This window comes from Burkholderia glumae LMG 2196 = ATCC 33617 (genome assembly GCF_000960995.1).
GTDB lineage: Bacteria > Pseudomonadota > Gammaproteobacteria > Burkholderiales > Burkholderiaceae > Burkholderia > Burkholderia glumae.
The window spans coordinates 1,503,893-1,524,551 of record NZ_CP009434.1 but is presented as its reverse complement, the minus strand read 5'-3'; the positions used below and the strand labels follow the sequence as shown (position 1 = coordinate 1,524,551).

Sequence of the window (20,659 nt, the reverse complement as noted above, 5' to 3'; positions counted from 1 at the left end):
AATTTGTGGATGACTTGTGTTAGCGGCTCTTAGAGTCGCTAACACAAGTCATCCACGAATCTGGAGCAGATGACGGCGGCAGCCAGGACAAGCAGAGCGGTATGAATATCGAGGCGTCGTTCGAAGCGAATTCGAAGCTTGCCGAATCCGGCGAACCAGGCATGCGTACGCTCGACGACCCAACGATGCCTGCCCAGCCGTTCGCTGCTTTCGATACCGCGGCGTGCAATACGAGCCTTGATGCCGCGCTGTCTCAGATAACGTCGACAACGCCCGAAGTCATACCCTTTGTCAGCGTGCAGTTTGCTCGGGCGCTTGCGTGGCGGACCGTTCAGCCCGGGTACCGCAGGAATGGCATCGAGCGTGGACTCGAATGCCATCGAATCGTGGCGGTTGGCTCCCGTGATCGTGACGGCCAGAGGAATGCCGCGTGCATCTACGACGATGTGTCGCTTCGATCCGAGCTTGCCGCGGTCGGTCGGGTTGGGGCCGGTTTCCTGGCCCCCCGGGGGCTGGAGACGCTGGCTCCATCGAGGCTGGCGCGTTCCCAATCGATCTGGTCGTGCTCACGCAGCCGACGCAGCATCGCCAGATGCAGCCGGCGCCATACACCGGCCGCTTGCCAGTCTCGCAGACGTCGCCAACACGTCATGCCACTGCCGAAGCCCAGTTCTTGCGGGAGGTCTTCCCACGGGATACCGGTTTGCAGCACATATAGGATGCCGTTGAGCGCAGCTCGGTCATCGACCGTGCGCCGCCGTCCGCCCTTGGGCGATGGGGTGAATTCCGGAATCAGCGGTTCCAGCTCCACCCACAACTCGTTGCTGATTTTGCGTCTTGCCATATCGCAGACGATACGACTTCTGCTACGTCATGTCTAGGTTATGTTAGCGGCTCTTAAACCAACCAGCCTCCTCGATTCCCGGTGCGGTTCACTCGCTTCGAGCGACGTGCCTACATTCACGAAGCATTCCTCAAACTTGGCTGCTCGCTCATCTGTTGGAACATCTTCAGACGAGCTGAGCAGGGTTTTTGAACTGGCCTCTTACTGCAGCAGCTTCAGAACCTGCTGCGGCAGCGAGTTGGCTTGCGCCAGCACCGAGATGCCGGCCTGTTGCAGCACCTGCGCCTTGCTCAGCGCCGCCGTTTCCTGCGCGAAGTCCGCGCTCTGGATCTGCGATTGCGCCGACGACAGGTTCGTCGAGTTGGCCTGCTGCGTCTGCGCGATGCCTTGCAGACGGTTCTGGGTCGCGCCGAGCGTGGCCTGCAGGTTGTTGATGGTGGACAGCGCGTTGGCGATCGACACGATGGCCTGGTTGGCGCTCGTCGTGTTGCTGATGTTCACGTTCGACACGGTCGGCGGTGCGTTCACCGAGTTGATCTGCGAGATCATGTTGGCCGCCGCGCTGGCCTGGGCCGTCGTCATGCCGCTGGTGGCGCCGGTCGACAGCGTCAGGTTCGTGACCGCCGTACCCGTGCCGGCTGCCGTGCCCGTCGTGAAGATCGCGCCGACTGCCGACGCGCTCAGCGCCTGGCCGTTCTGGTCCGTGAACGTGAAGCCGCCCTTGCCGTCCGACAGCACGTTGACCGAGGTGATGGCCGGTTGTGCCGCCGTGGTGGCCGCGCCGTTCGCATCAAGGCTCAGATTTTGAATCGTGCCGACGTTGGTGCCCGATTGCACCAGGCCGCCGCCGATCTTCGCCGCCGACAGGCTTTGGCTCAGGTCCAGGCTGACCGTCTGGCCGACGTTCGCGCCGATCTGGAAGGTGACGATCCCGGCCGAACCGTCGAGCAGGTTCTTGCCGTTGAAGTTCGTTTGCGAAGCAATCCGGTTCACTTCCTGGATCTGCTGAGCCACTTCCTGCTCGGCAGCGGCCTGGTCGCTCGACGACAGCGTGCCGGTGGCCGCTTCGGTCGCCAGCGTGCTGATACGCTGCAGGCTGCTCGTCAGCGACGACAGTTGGCTCGACGTCGTCTGGATCAGCGAGACGGCGTCGTTGGTGTTCTGCACGCCCTGGTTCAGGCCGTTGATCTGCGTTTGCATACGCGTGGCGATCGCCAGACCGGCTGCATCGTCAGCGGCGCTGTTGATGCGGTTGCCCGAAGACAGGCGCGTGATGGCTTGCGACAGGGCACTCTGCGAGCCGTTCAGGTTCTGCTGAGCAACCAGTGAGTTGACATTAGTATTAATACCGAGCATGTTGCTCTCCTAATATGTAAAAAATAATTAATCTATTTGTTGGGTGACAGTTATCTTAAGCCTCCCGTGACAATAGAAATCTTCCACTTCATGTGGCTACACTGCACAACAGCAATCGCGCCAACGAAGCCAATCTCGCAGTTTCTTTACAAAGTCCGAATAGAATTTGTAAAGAAACTGTTAGTCGATTCTGAAAGGCACGTCTCTAATGCAGAGCCAGCAAGCATTTTTTCGGCACGGTTCGCCAAAACTTGAGAGGCCCTATCAAGGCAGCGTGGCCGGTGCTTCGACTAGATGCCAACACCGCAACATCTCACGGCCATACTTCACACACGTTCACGCAAGAGTCTGCATTCCACTACTGCAGGAGTGACATGTCAGACCTTGAAAGCCAAAAAAAAGGGCCACCGTTGGTGGCCCTGCAGCACAATGGGAAGTTGGCTAAAAAAACTCATGCTCGTAAAGCACTATAAACGCTACCCTGAGAACGAACAAGCATCCACGAAGAGGCTTTTACCAGGCCGACATTTTTCTGGTTGCCACTCGCATTCGAAACTTCTGTCGCGAGCGGGTCCGGCCGCCGCGTCACACTTGATCCGGGATCGCTGATCGTCCAGCCTGCGCGAGTTGTTTCGCGCGCTCCTGCGGGTCCAAATATCGATGGCTCGGAACAGCGAGCAGTTGTTGGTCGTGTAGGGCCAGGATCTGCTCGATCGCCTTACGGTCGTTGGCGTCCATCATGACACCGCCGCCATCGCCGAGCTCCTCAAAGCACGCGCCCAACGCTGTTTTGGCCTGCCGAAACCGTGCGATCGACACCGCGGACAGCGCCATCACGATGCGGCTCGGCTTCAACCGCCAACTACAAAGCCAAGTCGTCCGCAAAAATGGCTCTCAGGGGCCGCCACCCAGCGCCCGGGGCTCCATGAAAGTGTGCCGAAAATAGTCGCGCACCGCGTGCATCGCGGGACCCAACTCGATGTTCTTGCGCCACGCGAGGCCGACGCTCATCGGCGGCACCGGGTCGCGCAACACGATCGTCTCGATGCGCCGCCCTTCGAGCGACCACGGGCGATACACCATGTCGGACAGGATGGCGACACCGCTGCCGTTCGCGACCATGCTGCGCACCGCCTCGACCGACGAGGTGCGTAGGATCACGTTCGGCCGATACGGCGTCTCGTTCCAGTAACGCAGCGCGGTCTGCCCTGCCTCGTCCACCGTCAGCATCACGAACGGCTCGTGCGCGACCTCCGCGAACGTGACGCTCTCGCGCCGCAGCAGCGGATGATGCGCACCGACCCACAGCCTGCGCACCGAATGAATCACCGGCTCCAGCACGAGCTCCGGATTCGACACGTTCGACGTGAGCAGCACGGCCATGTCGTAGCGGCCCGCGATCAGCCCTTCCTCGATCGACTCGCGGTTCAGTTCGTGCAGGTTAATCGTCAGGCGTGGATAGAGCGTATTGAGCCGCAGCACGTGATGCGGCAGGAAGTAGCCGAGCACCGTGTAGCTTGCGGCGATCGCGAGCGTGCCGGTCAGCGTGCTCTCGAGATTCGGGATCCGCATCGCCTCGTCGACCGACGACAGAATTGTGTACGCGTGATTGAGAAAACGCCGCCCGGTATCGGTCAGCGTCACGCCCGCCGACGTGCGCACGAACAGTTGCGTGCCAAGCCTGTCCTCCAGCTCCTTGATCGCGCTCGTCACGGCCGACTGCGAGATAGTGAGCTGGATCGCGGCCTGCGAGATCTGTCCGAGCTCGGCGGTCGCGACGAAGTACTTGAGCTGTCTGAGCGTCAGGGCCATGGGCGGTGGAAAACTGATGGGGAACGGTAAACATCATATCAACCGCCCGTTTCGCGGCGATCCGGGGCCGCCCGACCCGCGCACATCCGCCAGTCGCAACGCCGGGCGACCGATTTCCACGATATCTAAAAAATCGATACGATCGCATATAAAAATAGAACTATTTTGACGCCCCCCACACGGCTAACCTGCGTTCAACACGGTGTCGACACGCGCTGCTGCGCACGCGAAACCGGAGAACCTGGAGGAACGAACCGTATGAGGAAACACAGTGTCGACCTGAATTCGGACCTGGGCGAAGGTTTCGGCCTGTGGACGATCGGCGACGGCGTCGACGAGCAGATCATGCCACTCATCAGCTCGGCGAACATCGCGACCGGTTTTCATGCCGGCGACCCGAACATCATGGCGCGCACGGTGCAGCTCGCGCGAGATGCCGGCGTGGGGATCGGCGCTCATCCGGGCTTTCGCGATCTGGTGGGCTTCGGTCGCCGCACGATCACCGAAACGCCGCAGGCGCTCGTCCACGACATCCTGTATCAGATCGGCGCGCTGCGCGAGTTCGCGCGGCTCAACGGCGTGAGCCTGCAGCACATCAAGCCGCACGGCGCGCTCTACATGCATGCGGCGGCCAACGAGGCGTTTTCGCGGCTGTTGATCGAGACGCTGCAGCGCATCGATCCCGGCTTGTGGCTGTACTGCATGGAAGCGTCGGTCACCTATCGCGTGGCGATGGAATACGCGCAGCCAGTGATCCGCGAGTTCTACGCCGATCGCGACTACGACCGCAGCGGCTCAATCGTGTTCACGCGCCGCGTTGGGCGCATCGACCCGCAGCGGGTGGCCGACAAGGTGCTGCGCGCGTGCATCGACGGCAAGGTGCGCACGATCGACGGCGACGACATCGACATCGATTTCGATTCGGTCTGCATTCACAGCGACACGCCCGGTGCGCTCGACCTCGTGCGCGAAACGCGTGACGCGCTGGTCCGCGAAGGCATCCGGACCGCCGGCCCGCGACCGCTAGCCGCTCATCACTGAACCCCATTCAAGGAGACGCCCGATGGCATTGCACGATATCGTCAGCCCGTTGCCAGGCACGTTCTACCGGCGCCCGTCGCCCGATGCAGCCTACTACGTCGCGCTCGATGCGACGGTCGCGGCGGGCTCCGTGGTCGGCCTCGTCGAAGTGATGAAGCAGTTCACCGAGATCGAAGCGGACGCGGCCGGCCGCGTCGTCGAGCTGCTCGTCGACGACGGCGAACCGGTCGACGCGGGCCAGGTACTGATGCGGATCGAGGGGTGACGCGATGAAGCCGGCAACCTCCCCCGACGCGTTCTATCGTCCGTCGCGGATCACGACCGTGCTGGTCGCGAATCGCGGCGAGATCGCGGTGCGCGTGATCCGCGCGGCGCGCGAACTCGGCATGCGCGCGGTCGCCGTGGTCAGCGACGCCGACCGCGACAGCCTCGCCGCGCGCATGGCCGACGAGGCGATCCGCATCGGCGCATCGCATGCCGCGAAAAGCTATCTAAATCCCGCCGTGATCCTCGACGCTGCGCGGCAATGCGGTGCGGACGCGATCCATCCCGGCTACGGCTTCCTGTCCGAAAATGCCGCGTTCGCCGCGCAGGTCGAGGCGGCAGGGCTGATCTTCGTCGGGCCGGATTCGCAGGTCATTGCGACGATGGGCGACAAGGCGCGCGCCCGTGACACCGCGCGGCGCGCGAACGTGCCAACGGTGCCCGGCAGCGACGGCGTCGTGCAGTCGCTCGACGAGGCCCGCGCAGTCGCCGGGCGAATCGGTTATCCAATTATGATCAAGGCGGCCGCGGGCGGCGGCGGGCGCGGCATTCGCGTTGCGCACGACGCCGCACAGCTCGACGCCGAGCTGCCGCTCGCGCAGCGCGAGGCGCAGGCCGCGTTCGGCGACGGCGGCGTCTATCTCGAACGCTTCATCGCGTGCGCCCGGCACATCGAGGTGCAGGTGCTCGGCGACGGCCACGACGTCGTCCATCTGTTCGAGCGCGAATGCTCGCTGCAGCGACGCCGCCAGAAGATTCTCGAGGAAGCGCCGTCGCCGTCGCTCACGCCGGAGCAGCGCGACGCTCTGTGCACGTCGGCCACGCGCCTCGCGCGCGAAGTCGGCTATCGCAGTGCGGGCACGCTCGAATACCTGTTCGACGACGCGCGCGGCGAATTCTACTTCATCGAGATGAACACGCGCATCCAGGTTGAGCATCCAGTAACCGAGGCGATCACCGGCATCGACCTCGTGCGCGAGACGCTGCGCATCGCCGACGGCGAGCCGCTGCGGTTCGAGCAAACGGACATCGCGATACGGGGCGCGGCGCTCGAATGCCGGATCAATGCGGAAGATCCGCTGCAGGATTTCCGCCCGAATCCAGGCCGGATCGACGCACTCGTATGGCCGACCGGCCCCGGCGTACGCATCGATTCGCTGCTCTACCCGGGCTACGTCGTGCCGCCGTTCTACGATTCGCTGCTCGCGAAGCTAATCGTGCACGACGAGAGCCGCGGGGCCGCGCTGCGGCGTCTCGCTCGCGCGCTCGGCGAGTTGCACGTCGGCGGCCTGAAGACCACCGCGCCGCTGCACGTCGCGCTGCTCGCGGACGACGACGTCCGCGCGGGCCGTTATCACACGAATTTTCTCGAAGCTTGGATGCTGCGATGGCGCGAGGCCGCAACGGCCGCCGCCCGGCAGCATGAAACCGCGGACGCCGCGCGCGTCGGGGAGGCACTGTGACGATCCGTTATACGTTCGGCGGCGACGAGTTCGTGTTCGCCGAGATCAGCGAGGCGATGTCGCTCGATGCCTTCTTCGAGGGCGCGGCGATCACGCGCGAATTGCAGCGGCGTTCAGTGCCGGGCATCACCGAGATCTGCCCGGCGAACGCGTCCTACCAGGTGCGCTACGACCCGGACGTGATCGAGCCCGACACGCTCATCGCGCTGCTCAAAGCGATCGAGGCCGAGGTCGGCGACGCGCCGCTCGAACTCGACACGCGCATCGTCGAGGTGCCGGTGCTGTACAACGACCCGTGGACGCACGAGACGTTGATGCGGTTTCGCGAGCGTCACCAGGACCCGTCGTCGACCGATCTCGAATATGCGGCGCGGGTCAACGACAAGCGCGACGTCGACGATTTCATCGCCGCACACTCGGGCTCGCCGTGGTTCGTGTCGATGGTCGGCTTCGTCGCCGGCCTGCCGTTCATGTATCAGATGGTCGAGCGCGCTCGCCAGCTCGAAGTGCCGAAATACTTGCGACCGCGTACCGATACGCCGAAGCTGACGGTCGGCCACGGCGGCTGCTTCGGCTGTATCTATTCGGTGCGCGGCGCGGGCGGCTACCAGATGTTCGGCGTGACGCCGGCACCGATCTTCGATCCCGCACAACGGCTCGACTACCTGCGCGACTTCATGGTGTTCTTCCGGCCCGGCGACATCGTGAAGTTCCAGCCGATCGATCGCGATGCCTACGACGCGGCCGTAGCGGCGGTCGAAGCGGGCACGTTCTCGCTGCGCGTGCGCCCCGTGAAATTCTCGCTCGACGCGTTCCTGCGTGATCCCGATGCGTACAACCGTTCTCTCGTCGAGGTGCTGCATGCAAGCTGACGCGCACAACCTAATGGAGGTCGTGAAACCCGGCCTCGCGACGTCGGTCCAGGATACGGGTCGGCAAGGCTACTACCACGTCGGCATCCCGCCGTCGGGCTCGCTTGACCAGTACGCGTCGCGCGCGGCGAACCTGCTGGTTGGCAATCCGGAACAGGCGGCCGTGCTCGAATGCACGCTGCTCGGCCCGGAGCTGCTGTTCCATGCGGATGCGCTCGTCGCCGTCACGGGTGCCGAGATGACCCCGAAGATCGACGGCGTTGGGCAGTGCTGCAACGTCGCGCTGTGGATCCGCGCGGGCAGCGTGCTGTCGTTCGCCTACGTGAAGGGCGGTGCCCGTGCGTACCTAGCCGTGGCGGGCGGCATTGACGTGCCGGTCGTGCTCGGCAGCCGCTCGACCTATACGCTCGGTTCGATCGGCGGCCACGCGGGCCGGCGCCTGCAGAAGGGCGACTGTCTGCCGATCGGCACGGCGCACGGCACGCTTCGCGAAGGACGCGAACTGCCGGCGTCGGTCAGCCGGCCACTCGACGGCCAGGTTGAACTGCGCGTGCTGCCGGGGCTATACCACTACCGGCTCACCGACGCGTCGGCGCACACGTTCTTCGATGACGAATGGACGGTCGCACCGGAAGCGGACCGCATTGGCTATCGCTTCAAGAACGGCCGGCAGCTGCAGTTCCGGCCGCGCGAGCAGCCGTTCGGCGCCGGGGCCGATCCGTCGAACATCGTCGACGCGTGCTATCCGATCGGCTCGATCCAGGTGCCAGCCGGCGTCGAGCCGATTATCCTGCACCGCGATGCGGTGTCGGGCGGCGGCTACGCGACGATCGGCACGGTCATCAGCGCCGACATGGACCTGATCGGCCAGATGCAGCCGAACCATCGCGCGCGCTTCGTGCGCGTGACGATGGCCGACGCGATCGCCGCGCGGCGCGAGTACCAGCGACGCCTCGCGCTGCTGCGCGCCGTACTGAAGGACTGAGCGTCACGCGCGCGGTCGTTGCGCCGGGCGCCGTTCGTCGCCCTCCGCTTTCATCCTTCGCTTCCGTTTTCCGTCCGGACGGCCGCGCGCGGCGCGGCGGGAACGCCTGCACACCGTTTTCGCCGAACCGGTTGCCCGCCCCGACGTCGGGGCAACCCCGCGGCCCGCATGGGCCGCGGCCGAGACGTCGTCCGCTGTTCTGCTCATCGAGGAGCACGCTCATGGCCAACCTGGCTCAGGCCCGCACCGACGAGGATCTCGACCTGTCGACACTCGCCATTCCCGATCACGCACGCATGCCGCCCTTCGCGCTGACGATGGCGTGGTGGGCCGTCTGCAGCGCGGTGTTCTACATCGTCGTCGGCGCTACGCTGGCGCTCACCTACGGCGCGCGCAACGCGCTGATCGGGATGGCGCTGTCGGTTGTCTCGTACGGCATCGTCAATTCGATCATCAGCCGCTACGCGATCCGTACCGGTCTGTCGGTCGCGCTGTTCTCGCGCGTGCTGTTCGGCAGCGCGGGCGCGGCGCTCGCGACGCTGATCTTCTTCGCGACCGCGATCTACTACGCGGTGTTCGAGGGCTCCGTGATCGCGGTCGCCGCGCATCACCAGTTTCCGGCGCTCGACTACAAGTGGGCCGCGCTGATCGTCGTCTGCTACAGCGTGCCACTCGTGTTCGGCAGCGTGCAGCACTGGCTCGACAAGTTCAACGGCGTACTGCTGCCGTTCTACCTGTTCGGGTTGCTCGCGTCGGTCGGGCTGGCGACGGCCGAGTACGGCTATCACGCCGCGTGGCTCGACTTCGGGCCGGCTGGCGGCGCCCCGGCCGGCGGCTGGTGGCAATGCTTCGTCTACTACATGGGCGTGTGGGTCCTGATGATGTTTACGTTCGACTACGCGCGCTTCGGCCGCAAGGCCGACGCCCGCTATCACGGCAGCTTCAACTTCGGGATGCCGTTCTACCTCATCACATTCCTCGTCAACGGCGCGGCCGGCATCTATCTCGTCAGCACGATTCCCGGGCTCGGCACGCTGTCGGAAGTATCAGTCGTGCTCGCGCTGCTGAAGCTGATGGGCGTATGGGGGCTGCTGTTCGTGTGGGTCACGCAGTCGCGCATCAATACCGCGAACTACTACCTCGCAACCGTCAACATGCAGGCGTTCTTCCAGAGGGTCACCGGGCTGCGCGCACCGAAGTTCGTGTGGGCCGTCGTGGTCGGCGCGGTGGTCTATGCACTGATGATGGCCGACATCTTCTCGCGGATCCTGCAAGCGCTCGCGTACCAGGGCATCTTCGTCGTAGCCTGGGTCGGCGTCGCGCTCGCGCACATCCTGTCGGCGCGCTACGGGCAGCCCGTCGGCGACGACGTCGAATGCCTCGACGCGCATGTGCCGGTGTTCAATCCAAATGGTTTGATCGCGTGGTTCGCGGGCGCTTTCGCGGGACTCGCGCTGAATCAGGCAACTGGATTTGCCGCGTCGCTGTCAGCACCGATGACGTTCGTCCTATCCTGCATGATTTACATTGGCTTGCTAGCTCGTGTGAAGATGTTTGCTCGGGGCATATAAATAGATCCGTTGTCTGAGGGGACACGAAACTGGAATGCCGATTCGAGGGCCACGGCGATCAAACCTGAGAGCGTGTTATGCACTTTCAAATGTACTGAGCCGCGCGCGCGAGCATCAAGGAGACAAAGACGACGAAGTGCAAGCCGGCCAGCGTTTCAGGCAGACGCTCGTAATCTGTAGAAGTTCAGACTTGATCTGACAGTTACGCGCCGTCGGAATGGGTAACTGTCAGATCCGGGCTCGACTTCTACACATCAGGTAATGACTGATATTCCGGTGTGCTTCCTGCGTCGACATGTAACCCACTGACGGCAGCCATTCCGTCTTGAAGCTGCGGAGCAGCCGCTCCATCGGGGAATTGTCCCAGCAATTTCCACGACGGCTCATGCTCTGCTTTACCCGGTAGCGCCACAGACGCTGATGGAACTTCCGGCTTGCGTATTGGCCGCCCTGGTCCGAGTGAAACAACAACCCTTGCGGTCGGCCTCGTTGCTCGTAGGCCATTTCCAACGCCCGCACGACCCAATCGGCGTCCGGGCGTGTCGAGAAAGCCCAACCGACAACTCGCCGCCTGAACAGGTCGAGCACGACCGCCAGATAATGCCAACGGCCTTGTGCCCAGACATACGTGATGTCGCCGCACCAGACCTGATTCGGCGCACCAACCTCAAACTGGCGGTTGAGATGGTTCGGAATATCGATCCGTTCAACCGTCGCCTGTTTGTACGCGTGACTGCCGCGCTGTTTGCAAATCAACCCCAGCTCTTCCATCAAGCGGCTGACCTTGAAGCGGCCAATCGCCGTAACCGCGCGTTGCTCGATTTTGAAGAGAGCCCGATCGTCGGACCACGTTCGAACACCTAGCCCAGAAACGACAAGGGCCGCTTACGCGGCCCTTGTCGTTTACTCTGGCTTCTGCACTAGTCAGGCTGGCTAAGAGCCGCTAACATAACCTAGACATGACGTAGCAGAAGTCGTATCGTCTGCGATATGGCAAGACGCAAAATCAGCAACGAGTTGTGGGTGGAGCTGGAACCGCTGATTCCGGAATTCACCCCATCGCCCAAGGGCGGACGGCGGCGCACGGTCGATGACCGAGCTGCGCTCAACGGCATCCTATATGTGCTGCAAACCGGTATCCCGTGGGAAGACCTCCCGCAAGAACTGGGCTTCGGCAGTGGCATGACGTGTTGGCGACGTCTGCGAGACTGGCAAGCGGCCGGTGTATGGCGCCGGCTGCATCTGGCGATGCTGCGTCGGCTGCGTGAGCACGACCAGATCGATTGGGAACGCGCCAGCCTCGATGGAGCCAGCGTCTCCAGCCCCCGGGGGGCCAGGAAACCGGCCCCAACCCGACCGACCGCGGCAAGCTCGGATCGAAGCGACACATCGTCGTAGATGCACGCGGCATTCCTCTGGCCGTCACGATCACGGGAGCCAACCGCCACGATTCGATGGCATTCGAGTCCACGCTCGATGCCATTCCTGCGGTACCCGGGCTGAACGGTCCGCCACGCAAGCGCCCGAGCAAACTGCACGCTGACAAAGGGTATGACTTCGGGCGTTGTCGACGTTATCTGAGACAGCGCGGCATCAAGGCTCGTATTGCACGCCGCGGTATCGAAAGCAGCGAACGGCTGGGCAGGCATCGTTGGGTCGTCGAGCGTACGCATGCCTGGTTCGCCGGATTCGGCAAGCTTCGAATTCGCTTCGAACGACGCCTCGATATTCATACCGCTCTGCTTGTCCTGGCTGCCGCCGTCATCTGCTCCAGATTCGTGGATGACTTGTGTTAGCGACTCTAAGAAGCTCCCACGCTCTCGCAAACTCCTGCGCCAACAGATCGTCATCGCGAGTCTCTTTCACCGCGCGTTCTAAATACGGACGAGCCTCCGAAGGCCGGTTTGTTTCGTGCAATAAGTCACCAAGGCACACCAACCCTTGGACCAAGGCAATTTGATCGTTTTCACGTCCGGCATCTTCGATCACTTGGTGCAACACGGCTTCGCCGCGCTCTATAGCTCCTCGGTCGAGAAGCATCAAAGCCTTCTGAAATTGTTGACGAGCTGCCATTTTGGCCTCCTTTGGGTTAGCAGCCTGAACCATATCGCTCTGCAAAGTTCCTTGATGAACGCGGGATGTTGTAGTCCTTCATCATGCTCTTGGTCTGTGCCTCCAAATCCTTACGCGTAAAGTTCGGGTTGTTTTGGTACCAGCTTTGCCAGTCCTTGTTCCAACCACCTTCGTGCACATCGATATGTTGCGCGTTCGATATTTGAGCGATTTGCCGATGGATATAGTCCTCAGGATCACTGACACCTGCGTTTTTCATTTGGGCCATGAAGTTATCGTTGTTCATCATGGCCTGAGGGATCAAATGATGCTCGCGCATGGAGGCCGGACCATAGCGGTCACGCCAGCCACTGCTACACCGAGACATCCCGCCCTTCGTCGTACCAGTAAGCGTGCGCTGCAACCCTAGCGGGTCAATCCAGCTTATCGGATTCGGCGCGTATTGATAGATGTTGATGCCGCCTGTCAGCCCAATCGGGTCCTTATTAACGAACCGACTGCTGCCCGGATCGTAATACCGATACCGATTGTAGTGCTGCCCCGTCTCGTCATCGAACTGCTGCCCCTGAAACCGCAGCGGATTCCGCACGACGTCGATGCCGGCCGCGGCCGACGCCCGCTCGATCACCTCCTGCGCCTCGCCCCACGCACGGTAGCTCGCCTCCCACACCAGTTCGCCCGCCTCATCCGTCATCATCAGCGGCGTGCCGATCTGATCGCAGTGATAGAACACCAGGTGCGCCGCCGCAGCCGCAGCCGGCACCCGCTGCAGCGGATCGTCCTCCGGCGTGTAGCGGTCGGTGCTCGCGGCCGCCGGCGTCTCGATGCCGTTCACCGGTGCGCCAGCGTATTGCGCCATCGGCACAAACGTCTCGAGCTCGTACAGGTAATGCGTGCTGTGCTCGTCGGCTGACTCGTAGGCCAGCGTATCCCCATCCCATCCGTAGACGGTTCGCGCGCCGTTCACCTCCTTCGCGATGCGTCGGCCGAACGCGTCATATACCTTGCGGTTTACACGACAGGCGCCGCGACGGCCTGCTGGGCCGTCAGCCAAGCGCTCCGCAGACGCTTCGCGAGCACAAGGAGGCTCAGTTGGCTAACTTCTCGCTGCAACCGCAGCCGGCCAACGCAGCGCCGCAGCCTCGGCGGCAACAGCAGGTGCAACAGCAGACTCAGTTCGATCTAGATTGAGCCCGGGTTGCCCGCGGGCGGCTGTTAGCCGGGCGTCCCGGCGTGACAATTCTTGCGGGTGCAGGGCTGCGCCCTGCCATATGGAGCGCGTCGCCGTTGGCGGGGCTTTGAGACGCGGGCGCAGCGCCGTGAATTCAGTGCGGCTATAGGTGCGCGGCTCGGGCAGCGCCGACTGCTCGAACCGGTCGTCACGAGTGCGGCACGTGCGACGCGATGGTCATGTCAAGCGATCGTGACCAAGTCACTTCGATTGGCCCGACAAGGCGTGGCGCAATCGCTCGCATCGGCCGCATTGGCGGCCGGCACCCGTCCTGCCGGTCGGCCCTCGGGGTCGACACGCGTTGCGCCCTCGACAATGGTTCGCAGGTACCGCGGTGCCGAGCACCAAACAGCCAGCGCCGCGTCCAGTTCGTCCTCGCCAATGTCATATTGCGCCAGGTAACGCCAAAACTTGCGCTGAACACGCACGCACAAAGGCAAGGGGGCGGCCGGCTCTGGCGGAAACGCCACTGCGAAGTGCCTCTGGAGCTTAGCCAGGGTAGCCTCGACCGGGAGCGGCGGGCGATTGGCGAAATAGGGAACCCGTTTCGGGGGCGGCCCTTTTCGCGGCCCGGGTTCAGGCCGCTCGGCGGCACCCGCTGGCGCCGGCGCAGGACGCGAGCGTTTGAGCGTGAGTAGGCTGCGTGGCGAATGCGGTGGTTCGGGTTTCGTCGGTGCCATCTTCAGGGGTTCAAATGGCGTGCGGGGCCAGCCAACAGCAGTTTGGCCCGGTTCTCGCCAGTTGCCTCATAGGCCCGATGTCATGACAAGGCGTGCTCGAGGTCGGCCAGCGTGATCAGGAGCAGCATCGGATCGAGCGGCGACGCCTCAAAGCCGACCCGCTCATAGAACGCCTTGGCCGAGTCCGAGAGTGCATGCACGATCAGGCCGCGAATCCCGATGGCCGCTGCGGCGTGCAACACACGCAAGCCGGCATCGCGTACCAGCGCACGCCCAACCCCAATGCCCTGATGGGCGCGATCGACGGCGAGACGCCCGAGCACAACCACCGGTATCGGATCGGGCATGTTGCGCCGGAAGCGGCCCGGTGCGACCTCGAGCGTAACCGCGCCGGACGCGAGTGCGTAGTACGCCCCCACTCGACCGTCTCGCGTCGCCACAAAGGTCCGCGACGCACCGCTACGCTGATTGGCCAGTGCACGGCGTTTGAGCCACGTGTCGAGGCTCGCGACGCCGGAATCGAAATCGTCGAGCCCGTGCGCGTCGCTGAGCGGTTCGGGCGCGCGCCAGCCCGTCACGCAGCGGGGTCCCAGGGCGCGCGTGTCTGCATGGTCTGGCGCAATGCCTCGTTCGGTTGGACGGGCTCGTCCAAACGCGCCAGGAAGGCCGCGTAGGCCTGCGGCTCGGCGCTCAGAACAACCTGGTCGAGCAAGGTCTGTTCGGCGGCGGCCCGCGCTGCGTCCAGAACGAAGTCGGTACGCGTTTTGTGGGCGGCCGCTGCGGCGCGGTCAATCAAGCTGCGATCGTCAGGACGAATGCGTAGGTTCAGAGTGTCGCGTGGGGTGGTCGAGGTCATGGGCTGCTCCCGGTGAAGACACCAGTATAGGGTAATTGTACTGACAATGTCAGTACAAAACAGCGTGTAATCCGCCCCGACGCTGGAGCAGCACCCTGGGCACGTGGTCTCGCGGCGGCCGACGCTGCCGCCCGGCGTTCGGGCCGGCCGGGGCCAATCGCCTCGATCAACCGGCTAATCGGGTCGTAGCGGTAGTCCACCGCGCCCGGCCGATTGTCCTCGATTTGGGTGAACTGGCCAGCGGTGTCGTGGTGGTAACGGCGCGCACTCAAGGCCTCGGGGGCGTGATGGCGCTGAACCATCTGACGCTCCATGCGGCCAGCCGGATCGTAGGCCGTGAGTTGCTGGATTCGGCTCGACAGCGTGCGCTTCACCTCCCGGTGCAACTCATCGCGCTCGAGCTGCAGTTGCTCCTCGCCGACTCGAGTTTTCCCAACGGCAGGTCAGCGCGACTTCTCACGGCATCAATATGTCGTATAGGTACAGTGTTGACTGCGCAGACTCGTCTCTCTTCACCCGGAAAACCGCAAAAGCATCCGATCGTCCGTTATTCGTAAAGAGCGGCACCTCGATAGATAACTGGTCTGGTGCATTCCCACCGATCTCAAATACATACCCCTCCAACAGGGCTTGATCCGGAATCGGCGCCATCGCCTCATTACCCAAACAGGCGTCCAGCGCAACTCTATACTCTGACGCGGTGCTCGGCCCAGCGAGACCTTGACGTACTAGTTCATCAAAATGGCCTTGGCTCATCTCGCCGCAGATATGCTTTACCAGCGGCACATAAATCGGATAATCCATCAACTTGCGTTCCATACTTCCTCCTATCGCCGATTCTTTACGGTTCGCATCGGTGAATCCCCGGTGAACCCAAGTTTTTCGAAATATGGGTCAACATGCTTGGTGATTAGACATCTCGCCTCCTGAGAGGAGAGGCCAGCTCGCCGAATCGCCTTGTAACCGATTCTGCGCTCAGCGGCGTAAGTTCCGCCGCCTGCCTGTCGTTGTACCGTTGTAGCTGCGTAATGCTCCGATCCGACGCGAGTAGAGGGCCCTTCCAGTTGAACTGCTGGAGCCCCACCATACGAGTACCCGACCGTCCCCTCCGGCACCGAAGCATGCTGGATGATGTGATGTCCGTCCGCAGGTGTCTCTGACTTTGGGCCATACGCTCGGCCATTTGCTCGCATGTCTGCGAGCACCTGCTCACAGTTGCACCGACAACGCGCCAAGCCAAGAGGATCAATCCATCCCAGCGGATTGGGGGCATATTGATAATTGTTCGGCCCTCCGGCCAGGCCGATCGGATCTTTGTTAATGAAACGACCGACCTGCGGATCGTAGTACCGATACCGGTTGTAGTGAAGGCCGGTCTCGTCATCAACGTGCTGCCCCTGAAACCGCAGCGGATTCCGCACGACATCGATGCCGGCCGCGGCCGACGCCCGCTCTATCACCTCCTGCGCCTCGCCCCACGCACGGTAGCTCGCCTCCCACACCAGTTCGCCCGCCTCATCCGTCATCATCAGCGGCGTGCCGATCTGATCGCAGTGATAGAACACCAGGTGCGCAGCCGCAGCCGCCGCCGGCACGCGCTGCAGCGGATCGTCCTCCGGCGTGTAGCGGTCAGCGCTCGAGGCCGCCGGCGTCTCGATGCCGTTCACCGGCGCGCCAGCGTACTGCGCCATCGGCACAAACGTCTCGGGCTCGTACAGGTAATGCGTGCTGTGCTCGTCGGCCGACTCGTAGGCCAGCGTATCCCCATCCCATCCGTAGACGGTTCGCGCGCCGTTCACTTCCTTCGCGATGCGTCGGCCGAAGGCGTCATAGAAATACGTCGCCGCCGCCTGCCGCGACTGTTCAGCCACGTGGGCGGCTCGCATCCGGTCGAACCCGTCCCATTCGAACCGCTGCACGCCCGCCGGCGAGCGCTTCTCGATCAGGTTGCCCTGCACGTCGTACTCGAAATGCGTCCCGGCATACTCCCGCAGCAGGTTGCCCAGCACCCGGGGCACCGAATCCGGCAGCGTGGTCTCGCGGCGGCCGGCGCTGCCGCCCGGCGTGCGCGCAGTCTCGGGCCGGCCGGGATCGACGATGTTGCTCGCCGGGTCGAACGCGAAGCGCTCCCGCCGGCCGGGGCCAATCGCCTCGATCAGCCGCCCCACCGGGTCGTAGCGGTAGTCCAACGCGCCCCGCCGATTGTCCTCGATCTGCGTGAGCTGGCCTGCAGCGTCGTAATGGTACCGGCGCGCGCTCAGCGCCCCGGGCGCTTGGTGACGCTGAACCGTCTGACGCGCCAAGCGGCCGGCCGGATCGTAGGCCGTGAGCTGCTGGATTCGGCTCGACAGCGTGCGCTTCACCTCCCGGTGCAACTCATCGCGCTCGAGCTGCAGTTGTTCCTCGCCGTCGACGAGCAGCCCGTGGACGTGGCCGGAACCGTAGCGGAGCCAGTCCACCACGTGGCCATCGGGCCGAACCGTTCTGATCCGGTTGCCCAGCTCGTCGTAGCCGTGGTGCCACACGAAGCTGCGCTTGACGCCGAACACGTCGTAGGCGTGATGCTCGCGAACGAGGTTGCCGACCGGGTCGAAGAAGCGCTGGATTCGGCTGTACCGGTTGCTGGCCTCGACCAAGCGGCCGCTCGCGTCGTAGCCGTACTGTTCGGCTTCATCGCCGCAGCTGCGTCGCGAGATCCGCCCGGCGCGGTCCTGACCGAGTTCCGTGGTCCGTCCCGCTTCCTCGATCGACGCCAGGCGGCCGCTCGCCTCGTCATACCGATATCGCCGGGTCTTCCCGTCGAATTCCGTCTCCTCGGCCAGCTGGCCGGCCGGATCGTACCGGAACGTGTAGGCGGCATCGTTCGCATCGGTCAGCCGCACCAGCCGGCCCAGGCGGTCGTAGCCGTAGGCGAGGCGCTGGCCGAGCGCGTCGATGCGCGTAATGACACGCCCGCCCGCGTCGTAGGTGTAGCAGGTCGTGCGCTGCAAGGGGTCGGTCGCGGCGAGAAGCCGGCCCTCCGCGTCGTGCTGGATGTGCTCGGTGCCGGCCGGCGACACGATCTCCTCCAACTGCCCGTTTGCGCCGTACCGGTAGCTTGTCGGGGTGCCGGCCGGGTCTCGCATCTCCACGAGCCGGCCGGCCGCATCGTACGTCCAGTGCGTCGTCTTCCCCGAGCAGTCCCTGAACGACAGGAGGCGGCCGCTCTCGTCGTACTCGAGCGACTTCTTCCCACCCTTCGCGTCGACCACCGCCGTCGGTAGCCCCTGGGCGTTGTACTGGTACTTCGTCTCGTGCCCAAGCGGGTCTCTCGCCAGGACGACGTTGCCGGCGGCGTCGTACTCCTGAATCCAGGCGTGGCCGTGCGGATCGATAGTCTTGACCAGCTGGTCCTGTTGATCGTAGACCATCTCGATCACCGAGCCGTCCACGCGCTGATGACGGGTCAGGTTGCCGCGAGCGTCGTAGTCGAAGAACTCGGTGCCGCCGTCGCGGTGGATGTACTGCACCAGCTTGTCGTTGCGGTCGCGGTAGAGCCATTCCTCGCTGCCGTCCGGGTGAATGACCCGGAACGAATAGCCCTTGATGGTGTAGTAGTGCCGGGTGACCTGCCCGAGTGCGTCGGTGATCGCGACCATCCGGAAACTCGGATGCCACGCGAGCCGAACCTCGTCGCTGCCGTCGTCCCGGTACTCGCGCACGCAGCGCGCTTTCGGATCTGTCCCGTCCCATTCCAGGTTCATGCCGCGCCCGGTGCGGTCGGTGTAGCGCGTCAGCAGGTGGTGACGATATCGATACTCACGTCGGTTGCCGTATCGGTCGCTGGCCGCAACCAGATCGCCTTGCGCGTCATACTCGTAGGCAGCGAGGCGCCCCACGCGCTCGCCGTCCGCGTCGTGCTCGAAGACTTCGACGATTCGCCCGCGCGCGTCGTGCTTGAACGCGACTTGCCGATGCGGCACGAGCAGGCGATAGAGGCGCCCCGCCTCGTCATAGTCGGCCGTCAGCTGATTGCCGGCGCGGTCCTTGACGAACGCCAGGCGATACCGATCGCCGTGGCGTTCGTATGCCTCGAGCATGTCGTGGCCACGCGTCAGTGCGATCCACCGCTCGTCGACCCGCAGCAGTGTCAGGTTTTCGGCGCGGTCGTCGTGGGCGCCGCCCACTTCCAGCAGGGGGTAATCGAGACTGCGGCCTTCCGCATCGTGATAGACGAGTTTCGTCGCCTGCACGTCGAAGCGCACGGTGTACGGCGTGATCCACCGCGGCCCGAGCTCGCCCTGCTCGTCGTTGCCGTCGAAAAACGATCGATAGGTTCGCGTCCAGGCAATCGGCAGCGGGCCGTCGATCACGAAATCGTCATGGTCGATCCACTCGTCGCCCAGGGCATAGCCGATCGAGCCGGGCGAACTGGCGGCCGGCGTGGGCACCGGCCCGGTCGAGTTGCAGCAATTCGGCCCGGGGTGCTTCGCCGGCGCCGTGGCGCCGAGCGTCTCGGTCGGCCCCTGCCCGCGCCGCTCCTCGGCCTTCGAGGCGCCCTTCGACGGGATGCCCACCGCCTGCGGCTTGGGATGCGTCTTGCGCCAGCGCATCACGCCTTCCTCGCACACGAGGATCAGCCAGCCGATCTTGCCCACCTCGTTGCCATCGAGTCCCCGCACCGCCTGTTGCACGGCCGGCACCTTCCGCCGTAGCGAATTGGCCACGCTCATGAGCTTCGCGCTGGCATCCGAGTCGATGTACTTCGCGACGGACGTCGCGGTGTTGATCGTTTCCTTCCCGACCACCCTGACCGCGTCGTAAAACAGCGCGCCGATGTTGTCGAACGCTTCGCCCGGCTCGTAGAGGATGTTGCGCGTGGCCGCGCTCAGGTGCTGGCCGGCCTGGTCGAGATCCTTGCCGTAGTCCAGGGGTTCGCCCGCCGCGTGTGCGAACAGGTCGGCCAAGCCGTTCATCACCTTGCCGACATAGTCGGCAGCGGCACTCAGCACGGCAGCCAACTCGGCACGCAGCGCGGTGAGGAAGGTCTCGATTTCGCCGGCGTAGCGCGCCTGCAGGCTGGCGACGATCGCGGTGATGATGCCGTCACGCACCATCTGCATCGCGGCCTCGCCCATCGCCTTGCCGTTCTTCGCGATTTCCTCGCGAAGCAGCTTGAGCATGGGCCGCGCCCCCATGCGAATCTGGGCGGTTCCCATCGGAATGGGGATCACGCCGATCAGGTCCAGGCCGAGATTCACCCAATCGAACAGGTCGATCGGCCGGTCGCCGTGGTCGATCATCGCGCGGATGTCTGCGATCAGGTCGACGGCCGCGAAGATATTCGCAAGCACGGGCGCATTGCGCGCGATGGTTTCGACACGATCCAAGGTCAGCACGCCCCCGCTGACATCCACGAGCCAGCGATCGAGCGCCTTGAGATTGGCATCGATGTCAGCGGGATGAAGATCGTCGAGGGGCGAGACGAAGACGTCGGTAGGCTTCGGTTGAATCTGAGTCGATGCGGTCATGGTGAGATGACTTTTGCTCTCGGTTAATCGGCACCCGAATCAAACGCAGCGTTCCGCTGCCGTGGCTTGCCGAAAATAAAGCCAAGGCCAGCAGGTGCAGC

General features: G+C 63.9%; 17 protein-coding genes and 5 pseudogenes. 8 read left to right on the top strand and 14 right to left on the bottom strand.

Annotated elements, in window-relative coordinates:
- Window positions 1-38: 38 nt before the first annotated feature.
- Window positions 39-844 (bottom strand): IS5 family transposase gene (locus KS03_RS29710; RefSeq protein WP_085962370.1). Its coding sequence is split into 2 segments (ribosomal slippage): window positions 39-514 and window positions 514-844, totalling 807 coding nucleotides; the frame shifts between segments, so codons are not numbered across the junction.
- 93 nt (window positions 845-937) lie between these two features.
- Here KS03_RS29710 and KS03_RS31125 point away from each other — a divergent pair.
- Window positions 938-1,036: pseudogene (locus tag KS03_RS31125) on the top strand (IS5/IS1182 family transposase); the annotation flags it as partial.
- Between the two features lie 9 nt (window positions 1,037-1,045).
- On the opposite strand, the gene KS03_RS07785 reads toward KS03_RS31125, so the two are convergent.
- The 3 genes from KS03_RS07785 to KS03_RS07775 form a co-directional block, all read right to left on the bottom strand.
- A complete protein-coding gene (locus tag KS03_RS07785; RefSeq protein ID WP_015877368.1) occupies window positions 1,046-2,200 on the bottom strand; it encodes a flagellin in 1,155 nt (384 codons plus the stop codon).
- A gap of 585 nt (window positions 2,201-2,785) precedes the next feature.
- The gene (locus tag KS03_RS07780; RefSeq protein ID WP_230674535.1) at window positions 2,786-3,034 is read right to left on the bottom strand and encodes a hypothetical protein; all 249 of its coding nucleotides are present in this window, start codon (window positions 3,032-3,034) and stop codon (window positions 2,786-2,788) included.
- Window positions 3,035-3,094: 60 nt separating this feature from the next.
- Window positions 3,095-4,012 (bottom strand): LysR family transcriptional regulator, encoded by a 918-nt coding sequence (locus KS03_RS07775; RefSeq protein ID WP_015877370.1) that lies wholly within the window; start codon window positions 4,010-4,012, stop codon window positions 3,095-3,097.
- Window positions 4,013-4,270: 258 nt separating this feature from the next.
- Here KS03_RS07775 and KS03_RS07770 point away from each other — a divergent pair, with 258 nt between their 5' ends.
- The 6 genes from KS03_RS07770 (at window position 4,271) to KS03_RS07745 (ending at window position 10,208) form a co-directional block, all read left to right on the top strand.
- Complete coding sequence (locus tag KS03_RS07770; RefSeq protein ID WP_015877371.1) at window positions 4,271-5,053, top strand: 5-oxoprolinase subunit PxpA; 783 nt, start codon at window positions 4,271-4,273, stop codon at window positions 5,051-5,053.
- A 22-nt stretch (window positions 5,054-5,075) separates the two neighbouring features.
- Complete coding sequence (locus KS03_RS07765; protein WP_015877372.1) at window positions 5,076-5,318, top strand: acetyl-CoA carboxylase; 243 nt, start codon at window positions 5,076-5,078, stop codon at window positions 5,316-5,318.
- A gap of 4 nt (window positions 5,319-5,322) precedes the next feature.
- Window positions 5,323-6,780 carry an acetyl-CoA carboxylase biotin carboxylase subunit gene (locus KS03_RS07760; RefSeq protein ID WP_015877373.1) on the top strand — a complete coding sequence of 486 codons (1,458 nt, stop codon included), beginning with the start codon at window positions 5,323-5,325 and terminating at the stop codon, window positions 6,778-6,780.
- A complete protein-coding gene (locus KS03_RS07755; RefSeq protein WP_015877374.1) occupies window positions 6,777-7,652 on the top strand; it encodes a 5-oxoprolinase subunit B family protein in 876 nt (291 codons plus the stop codon). Before KS03_RS07760 ends, KS03_RS07755 begins: the two co-directional genes overlap by 4 nt.
- Window positions 7,642-8,637, top strand: coding sequence for a 5-oxoprolinase subunit C family protein (locus KS03_RS07750; protein ID WP_015877375.1), 996 nt, complete (start codon window positions 7,642-7,644; stop codon window positions 8,635-8,637). The genes KS03_RS07755 and KS03_RS07750 overlap by 11 nt, the downstream gene beginning before the upstream one ends.
- 221 nt (window positions 8,638-8,858) lie before the next feature.
- Window positions 8,859-10,208 (top strand): purine-cytosine permease family protein, encoded by a 1,350-nt coding sequence (locus KS03_RS07745; RefSeq protein WP_015877376.1) that lies wholly within the window; start codon window positions 8,859-8,861, stop codon window positions 10,206-10,208.
- An 85-nt stretch (window positions 10,209-10,293) separates the two neighbouring features.
- Here KS03_RS07745 and KS03_RS32705 read toward each other — a convergent pair.
- Together KS03_RS32705 and KS03_RS07740 are read right to left on the bottom strand one after the other, a co-directional pair.
- A pseudogene (locus KS03_RS32705) lies at window positions 10,294-10,389 on the bottom strand (IS5/IS1182 family transposase); the annotation flags it as partial.
- A 71-nt stretch (window positions 10,390-10,460) separates the two neighbouring features.
- Window positions 10,461-11,063, bottom strand: a pseudogene (locus tag KS03_RS07740) (IS3 family transposase); the annotation flags it as partial.
- 135 nt (window positions 11,064-11,198) lie between these two features.
- On the opposite strand from KS03_RS07740, the pseudogene KS03_RS29705 reads away from it, so the two are divergent.
- Window positions 11,199-12,004: pseudogene (locus KS03_RS29705) on the top strand (IS5 family transposase).
- Here the strand turns inward: KS03_RS29705 and KS03_RS31115 are convergent.
- From KS03_RS31115 to KS03_RS07715, 8 genes and pseudogenes are all read right to left on the bottom strand, one after another.
- Window positions 11,970-12,281 (bottom strand): hypothetical protein, encoded by a 312-nt coding sequence (locus KS03_RS31115; RefSeq protein ID WP_015877377.1) that lies wholly within the window; start codon window positions 12,279-12,281, stop codon window positions 11,970-11,972. The pseudogene KS03_RS29705 and the gene KS03_RS31115 sit on opposite strands and share 35 nt — an antisense overlap.
- 388 nt (window positions 12,282-12,669) lie before the next feature.
- Window positions 12,670-13,281: pseudogene (locus KS03_RS31110) on the bottom strand (RHS repeat-associated core domain-containing protein); the annotation flags it as partial.
- Window positions 13,282-13,694: 413 nt separating this feature from the next.
- Window positions 13,695-14,192, bottom strand: coding sequence for a ProQ/FINO family protein (locus tag KS03_RS29700; RefSeq protein WP_015877379.1), 498 nt, complete (start codon window positions 14,190-14,192; stop codon window positions 13,695-13,697).
- Window positions 14,193-14,272: 80 nt separating this feature from the next.
- Window positions 14,273-14,770 (bottom strand): GNAT family N-acetyltransferase, encoded by a 498-nt coding sequence (locus KS03_RS07730; RefSeq protein WP_015877380.1) that lies wholly within the window; start codon window positions 14,768-14,770, stop codon window positions 14,273-14,275.
- Window positions 14,767-15,048 (bottom strand): type II toxin-antitoxin system TacA family antitoxin, encoded by a 282-nt coding sequence (locus KS03_RS07725; RefSeq protein WP_015877381.1) that lies wholly within the window; start codon window positions 15,046-15,048, stop codon window positions 14,767-14,769. The genes KS03_RS07730 and KS03_RS07725 overlap by 4 nt, the downstream gene beginning before the upstream one ends.
- A complete protein-coding gene (locus KS03_RS31105) occupies window positions 15,045-15,422 on the bottom strand; it encodes a hypothetical protein (RefSeq protein ID WP_173941242.1) in 378 nt (125 codons plus the stop codon). The genes KS03_RS07725 and KS03_RS31105 overlap by 4 nt, the downstream gene beginning before the upstream one ends.
- 82 nt (window positions 15,423-15,504) lie before the next feature.
- Window positions 15,505-15,867: a hypothetical protein gene (locus tag KS03_RS07720; protein ID WP_017432434.1), complete on the bottom strand. Its 363-nt coding sequence runs from the start codon at window positions 15,865-15,867 to the stop codon at window positions 15,505-15,507.
- Between the two features lie 8 nt (window positions 15,868-15,875).
- Window positions 15,876-20,558 (bottom strand): RHS repeat-associated core domain-containing protein, encoded by a 4,683-nt coding sequence (locus KS03_RS07715; protein ID WP_045678740.1) that lies wholly within the window; start codon window positions 20,556-20,558, stop codon window positions 15,876-15,878.
- Window positions 20,559-20,659 lie beyond the last annotated feature (101 nt).

Coding starts and splice junctions, on each gene's coding strand:
- KS03_RS07785 (WP_015877368.1), bottom strand. CDS start 2,200: ATGCTCGGTATTAATACTAATGTCAACTCACTGGTTGCTCAGCAGAAC.
- KS03_RS07780 (WP_230674535.1), bottom strand. CDS start 3,034: ATGGCGCTGTCCGCGGTGTCGATCGCACGGTTTCGGCAGGCCAAAACA.
- KS03_RS07775 (WP_015877370.1), bottom strand. CDS start 4,012: ATGGCCCTGACGCTCAGACAGCTCAAGTACTTCGTCGCGACCGCCGAG.
- KS03_RS07770 (WP_015877371.1), top strand. CDS start 4,271: ATGAGGAAACACAGTGTCGACCTGAATTCGGACCTGGGCGAAGGTTTC.
- KS03_RS07765 (WP_015877372.1), top strand. CDS start 5,076: ATGGCATTGCACGATATCGTCAGCCCGTTGCCAGGCACGTTCTACCGG.
- KS03_RS07760 (WP_015877373.1), top strand. CDS start 5,323: ATGAAGCCGGCAACCTCCCCCGACGCGTTCTATCGTCCGTCGCGGATC.
- KS03_RS07750 (WP_015877375.1), top strand. CDS start 7,642: ATGCAAGCTGACGCGCACAACCTAATGGAGGTCGTGAAACCCGGCCTC.
- KS03_RS07745 (WP_015877376.1), top strand. CDS start 8,859: ATGGCCAACCTGGCTCAGGCCCGCACCGACGAGGATCTCGACCTGTCG.
- KS03_RS31115 (WP_015877377.1), bottom strand. CDS start 12,281: ATGGCAGCTCGTCAACAATTTCAGAAGGCTTTGATGCTTCTCGACCGA.
- KS03_RS29700 (WP_015877379.1), bottom strand. CDS start 14,192: ATGGCACCGACGAAACCCGAACCACCGCATTCGCCACGCAGCCTACTC.
- KS03_RS07725 (WP_015877381.1), bottom strand. CDS start 15,048: ATGACCTCGACCACCCCACGCGACACTCTGAACCTACGCATTCGTCCT.
- KS03_RS07720 (WP_017432434.1), bottom strand. CDS start 15,867: ATGGAACGCAAGTTGATGGATTATCCGATTTATGTGCCGCTGGTAAAG.
- KS03_RS07715 (WP_045678740.1), bottom strand. CDS start 20,558: ATGACCGCATCGACTCAGATTCAACCGAAGCCTACCGACGTCTTCGTC.